This window comes from Sphingomonas mangrovi (genome assembly GCF_047975845.1).
GTDB lineage: Bacteria > Pseudomonadota > Alphaproteobacteria > Sphingomonadales > Sphingomonadaceae > Sphingomonas.
The window spans coordinates 1-6,104 of sequence record NZ_JBIUCZ010000063.1 but is presented as its reverse complement, the minus strand read 5'-3'; the positions used below and the strand labels follow the sequence as shown (position 1 = coordinate 6,104).

General features: G+C 68.0%; 3 protein-coding genes. All 3 read right to left on the bottom strand.

Annotated elements, in window-relative coordinates; translation table 11 throughout:
* Positions 1-122: 122 nt before the first annotated feature.
* Positions 123-1,658, bottom strand: coding sequence for a lipopolysaccharide biosynthesis protein (locus ACBY01_RS17015; protein ID WP_416462182.1), 1,536 nt, complete (start codon positions 1,656-1,658; stop codon positions 123-125).
* 145 nt (positions 1,659-1,803) lie between these two features.
* The gene (locus ACBY01_RS17010; RefSeq protein WP_416462181.1) at positions 1,804-2,979 is read right to left on the bottom strand and encodes a hypothetical protein; all 1,176 of its coding nucleotides are present in this window, start codon (positions 2,977-2,979) and stop codon (positions 1,804-1,806) included.
* A 164-nt stretch (positions 2,980-3,143) separates the two neighbouring features.
* A complete protein-coding gene (polA, locus tag ACBY01_RS17005; protein WP_416462180.1) occupies positions 3,144-5,915 on the bottom strand; it encodes a DNA polymerase I in 2,772 nt (923 codons plus the stop codon).
* Positions 5,916-6,104 lie beyond the last annotated feature (189 nt).

The following is a 6,104-nucleotide window of genomic DNA, read 5'->3' as shown; positions in this document are numbered from 1 at the left end:
ACAACACCCCCAGAAAGTGCCTCGGCTTCCGTACCCCCGCCGAGGCATTCCAACTGTTGCACTTCGAATGTGAATCCACATGCTGACCTCCGTCAGCATGACGGGTGCGGGAGGACGCCGGCCTAGCTCTTGTGCTTTTCGGTCGGGATCGACGCGGTCACCGGCGCCTTGTGGAACAGCGCGCGGTCGGCGGGGCCGAACGCCCAGCGCCACAGCACGAAGCCGTAGACGCCCAGGATCGCAGGAATGCCGAGCAGCATCTCCGCCCACTCGAGCCACGGCGGCAGCAGCATCACCACCGATCCCACCGCGGACGCCGCCGCGATCGCTGCGACGAACGGCTTGCGGACCTCGGCCACGCGATGGCCCAGAATGCGGCCGAGCAGCCGCGCCTTCAGCCACGAGCCGCAGGTGAGCGACACCGCCAGCGCCACCGCCGGCCCAGCCGCCTGCCACGGCTGCGGAAAGCCGAGCGTGCGCATCAGCATCACCAGCGCGACGCTCAGCACCACCTGGAAGGTGAGGAGGCCGATCGACAGCATCAGGTTGCGGTGGCGCGCGACATAGACCAGCCCGGCCTCGGCAACCGCGCCGGTCGAGGCGAGCACCTCCGCGACCAGCAGGAACGACAGCGCGCCCGCGCCGCTCACGAACTGCGGGCCGACGATCCCCATCACGCCCTCGGCCGGGATCGAGCCGGCGAGCGCCAGCGCCGCCTGCGCTGCCATGATCCAGAAGCCGACCTGCAACACCTGACGCGCGACGGCGGCCTTGTCGCCCTCGGCGAGGCTCTTGGTGACGACCGGGCCGAGCACCGGATCGAAGCTGGTCTTGAGCTTCTGCGGCAGCGAGGCGACCTGCTGCGCCATGTAATAGACGCCGACGATCGCCGGCGGGAACAGCAGCCCCAGGATGAAGCGGTCGACGTTGCGAGTTCCCCATTCGATCGCGTCGGCACCGGCGAGCGGCATGTTGCGCCGGGCAAGCGCGAGCATCGGCCGCAGCTGCGGCGTCCAGCCGCGCGGCAGCCCATAGCTGCGCACGAACGGCACCAGCGATGCGACCAGCGCCGCCGCCATCGACAGCACATAGGAGAGGATCAGCCCGTCGCGCGTCGAGACATAGGAGAGCGCCCAGGCGGCGATCGAGATCGTCCACGGCTCGACCACCGCGCGCGCGGTCACCGCCGCCTTGACGTTGAGCCGATAGGCGAGCGCCGCGAGACTCACGTCGGACCAGGCGATCGCGAACACGATCAGCGGCAGCAGCCGCTCGAAGCCGATCACCTGGCTGTTGGGGTACATGATCTGCGGAAAGACGAAGAGCACCGCGCTCGCCGCCACCGACACGACGAAGGCGACCACCATCGCGTCCCACACGACATGGACGTGCGGCCGGTCGGTCGCCGACAGCGCCTGCGCCAGCCCCCGCTTGAGCCCGAGCGTCGCGAGCAGCGCGGCGAGTTCGACCACCAGCACCGCCAGCGCGAACCGCCCGACCGTCTCCGGGCCATAGACGCGGCCGGCGATGAACAGGAACGGCAGCCGCGCGAGCAGCCGCAGCACGAACCCGAACACGTTGGTCCGCCCCCCCTTGGCGAGCGCGGCGATATCGCCGTCGCCGGAGGCATGGGTCGTCGGGCCGTCTGCGCGGTTCATCCGCCGCCCATAGGCAAGCGGGGCCGGTGGCATAAGCCCTTGTTGCAGAAAGACCGCGGCTGCGGCTTTCGGGTGACGGTGGGCATGCCCGGCGGGCTACGCGCATACACCGCCGGAAAGGCAACGACCGGCCCGCAACCCCTGCTTAGGAGTTCGGAGTCGGCGACGTCGTCCCGCGTGTCAGGTCGATCCGCCGCAACGTGGGAGGGCCGGCCGCTCCGGGAATGTGAGATCCGGTCGATAGCTCGGAATCGACGACGATCATGAACCGCTCCTGGCGCCACAGACCTTCCGCATCCGCAGGGAGCTTGAGCGGAAGGTAGCGACGGTCTTCGACGGCCTTCTTCACCGTCTCGACCCATTGACCTTTGGCTTTCGATCCCTCGCTCATTGCAACGTCGACAACCTGACCGTCGGGCGTGATACGGTAGCTCAGGTCGAACCACTGACTGCGCGCCATCGTCGGCGACACCGACGAGGGCAGGACCTTGCTCAAGTCGATCGTCGGCTCCGCCACCAGCATGGGTTCGGTCGTCCGGATCCCGCGCATCTTCTTCAGCACGGCGTCGACATCGGCATCCTTGTCGTTCAGCAACCGCAGCCGTGCTTCGAGCAGATAGGTCGCATCCCGGAGCGGTTGCAGCGCAGGATGGGTGGTGGCCCGCAACGCTGCATAGCGACGCCTCGCCTTCCCGGCGTACCCCGAATTGTGAGCGGCGGCGGTGGCGTACACGACCAGCCCCCGGAACATCGCCATCCCCTGCAGTTCGGCCCAGCCGGATTCCTCCGCCCGCTCTGCCACCGCATCGTACATCTTGATCGCGGTGTAGAACCGTCGCTCCCGCAGGAACACGTCGGCGACGCGCAATCGCTGGGCGGCAATCCGCGGATCATCGGCCGGCAGACCCTTCTTGAGAGCGGCCACCGAATCGATCGTGCCGATGCGCGCCGGGTCCCCGAGCCCAAGCAGCGACGCGACATCGGCGTTGAAGGCCAGCAGCGTGCTGACCGGCACCGGGAGCGTCTCCGCATAGCCGCTGTTGCGACTTCGGGAGTGCAGCAGCACGGTACGCGCATCCTGAAGCTCGCCGGCGATCAGCAGATTCTCGGCATGCGCGATCGACGCTGCGATATCCTCTTGCGGGGGACAGGACCTCGCCAGGCACCGTTCGAGCGCATCCCCGGTTGCCTTGAGGCTGGGGGCTGTGACACTCACCATATTGGAGGACGGGTCGACAAGCGCCTGCTCGACCACCGCGTCCGAGGGAGCCGCCGCTATTCCGGCTTGAGCCAGCAACAAAGGCAAGAGAAACACGTCCACCTCCTTGGCTCGTAACCTCGTATCGGGTGGGTCTTGTCCCTTCGAGCCTGTGAGATGATACGGATCGGATCAGGTCCTACAAGTGCGGGCGCGCGGATGACCGCACATCCTTCTTACCGCGAGCCCCACCTGATCTTGCGCTTCACGCGTGTCTTCACACCCTTTTAGTGTGCCGCGCCCCAGCTTTGGCCGACGCCGATCTCCACCGCCAGCGGCACCGTCAGCGTCACCACCGGCTCGGCCGCGGTCGCCATCACCCGCTCGATCACGGCGCGCGCCGCGTCGGCATCGCCCTCGGGCAGTTCGAACACCAGTTCGTCGTGCACCTGCATCAGCATGCGGACGTCGGGCAGCCCGGCCTCGGCCAGCGCCGGCTCCATCCGCACCATCGCGCGCTTGATGATGTCGGCGCTCGTCCCCTGGATCGGCGCGTTGATCGCCGCGCGTTCCGACCCTGCGCGCTCGGCCTGGTTCTTGGACTTGATGCGCGGGAAATGCGTCTTGCGGCCGAACAGCGTGGTGGTGAAGCCGCGCTCCTTCACCCCCTCCAGCGTCTCGGCGATGTAGCGGTTGATGCCGGGGAAGCGCTCGAAATAGCGGTCGATCATCGCCTGCGCCTCGTCCGACGACACGTCGAGCCGGCCGGCGAGCCCCCAGCGCGAAATGCCGTAGAGGATCGCGAAGTTGATCGTCTTCGCCCGCGCGCGCGTGTCGCGATTAACCTCGCCGAACAGCTCGGTCGCGGTCAGCGCGTGGATGTCGTCGCCGCGTTCGAACGCCTCGCGCAGCTGCGGCACGTCGGCGATGTGCGCGGCCAGCCGCAGCTCGATCTGCGAATAGTCGGCCGCGAGGATGACGTTGCCCGGCTCCGCCACGAACGCGTCGCGGATCTGGCGCCCCACCTCGGTGCGGATCGGGATGTTCTGCAGGTTGGGATCGGTCGACGACAGCCGCCCGGTCTGCGCGCCGGTCAGCGAGTAGCTGGTATGCACCCGCCCGGTCGCCGGGTTGATCTGCGCCTGCAACGCGTCGGTATAGGTGTTCTTGAGCTTGGTGAGCTGGCGCCATTCGAGCACCTTGCCCGCGATCTCGGCGCCCTGCGGCTGGTCCTTGTCGGCGGCCAGCCGCTCCATCTCGTTGACGTCGGTCGAATAGACGCCCGACTTGCCCTTGCGCCCGCCCTTCAGCCCGAGCCGGTCGAACAGGACGTCGCCCAGCTGCTTGGGGCTGCCGATGGTGAAGGCACCGCCGGCAAGGCCGTGGATCTCGGTCTCCAGCCCGGCGATCTGGCCGGAGAACTGCTCCGACAGCTTGGCGAGCGCGACCGCATCGACCTTGACCCCGCGGCATTCCATGTCGGCGAGCACCTGCACCAGCGGCCGGTCGACCATTTCGTAGACGCGCGTCGCGGATTCATACGGCAGCCGCGGCTTGAACCGCCGCCACAGCCGCAGCGTCACGTCGGCGTCCTCGGCGGCGTAGCGGGTGGCGGACTTGAGGTCGATCTCGTGGAAGCCGCGCTGGTTCTTGCCGGTGCCGACCACGTCCTTGAAGGCGATGCAGCTGTGCGACAAATGCGTCGCCGCCAGCTCGTCCATGCCGTGGCCGTGGCGCCCGGCGTCAAGGTCGAAGCTCATCACGATCGTGTCGTCGTAGGGCGCGACACGGATGCCCCCCTCGCCGCAGCGCGCGAGCACGATCATGTCGTATTTGAGGTTGTGCCCGATCTTGAGGACCGCCGGGTCCTCCAGCAGCGGCTTGAGCTTGGCCAGCGCCACCGCGCGATCGAGCTGCTCCGGCACCTCGGCGAGCAGATCCTGCCCGCCGTGGCCGAGCGGGATGTAGCAGGCGAGGTTCGGGTGCAACGCCAGGCTGATCCCGACCAGCTCGGCACGTGTCGCATCGAGTCCGGTGGTTTCGGTATCGACCGCGACCCAGCCCTGATGCCGCGCGACCTGGATCCAGCGGTCGAGCGCCGCCTCGTCCACCACCGTCTCGTAGGCGTCGTGGTCGCAGGGCGGATCGGCCTCTTCGTCCACCGGGGCGACCGGTGCCTCGGCCGGAGCGTCCGCGACCGAGCCGAGCCGCCCGAGCAGCGTGCGGAAGCCGTGATGCTCGAGGAAGGCGCGCAACGGCGCGTCGGGAATCCCCTTCAAGGCGAGGTCGTCGAGCGGCTCGGGCAGCGGTACGTCGCAGGCGAGTGTCACCAGCTTGCGCGACAGCCGGGCGGCATCGGCGTGCTCGATCAGATTGTCGCGCATCTTCGACTTCTTCATCGAATCGGTCGCGGCGAGCACCGCCTCGACGTCGCCATGCTCGACGATGAGTTCGGCCGCGCGCTTGGGGCCGATGCCGGGAACGCCCGGCACGTTGTCGACGCTGTCGCCCATCAGCGCCAGCACCTCGCCCAGCTGCGACGGCGGCACGCCGAACTTTTCGACGACATGCTCGGAGCCGAGGCGGCGGTTGTTCATCGTGTCGAGCATGTCGAGGCTGCCGTCCTCGATCAGCTGCATCAGGTCCTTGTCCGAACTGACGATCGTCACCTGCCAGCCTTGCGCCAGCGCCGCCTTGGCATAGCTGGCGATGAGGTCGTCGGCCTCCCAGCCCTCCTCCTCGATGCACGGCAGCGAAAAGGCGCGGGTGGCGTCGCGGATCATCGGGAACTGCGGCTTCAGGTCCTCGGGCGGGGGCGGACGATGGGCCTTGTACTGGTCGTACATGGCGTTGCGGAAGGTGGTCGACGACTTGTCGAGCACGACGGCCATGTGCGTCGGCCCCTCCGCCTTGTTGAGCTCGTCCACCAGCTTCCACAGCATCGCGGTGTAGCCATAGACGGCGCCCACCGGCTCGCCGTGCTTGTTGGTGAGCGGCGGCAGCCGGTGATAGGCGCGGAAGATGTAGCCGGAGCCGTCGACGAGGTAGAGGTGGGGCATGGCCGCGGAGATAGCAGCGCCGCCGCCGGGTTACGAGGGGGGCGCTTCCGGCCCGCCGCCCTGCCCCCTTCCGTCGGCCCTTTTTGCGTCATCCTGACGAAAGTCAGGATGTGGATTCACATTCGAAGTGCAACAGTTGGAATGCCTCGGCGGGGGTACGGAAGCCGAGGCACTTTCTGGGGGTGTTGT

Bases quoted from the DNA above. Each gene is read 5' to 3' on its own strand.
- polA (WP_416462180.1), bottom strand. From the start codon at position 5,915: ATGCCCCACCTCTACCTCGTCGACGGCTCCGGCTACATCTTCCGCGCC.
- ACBY01_RS17015 (WP_416462182.1), bottom strand. From the start codon at position 1,658: ATGAACCGCGCAGACGGCCCGACGACCCATGCCTCCGGCGACGGCGAT.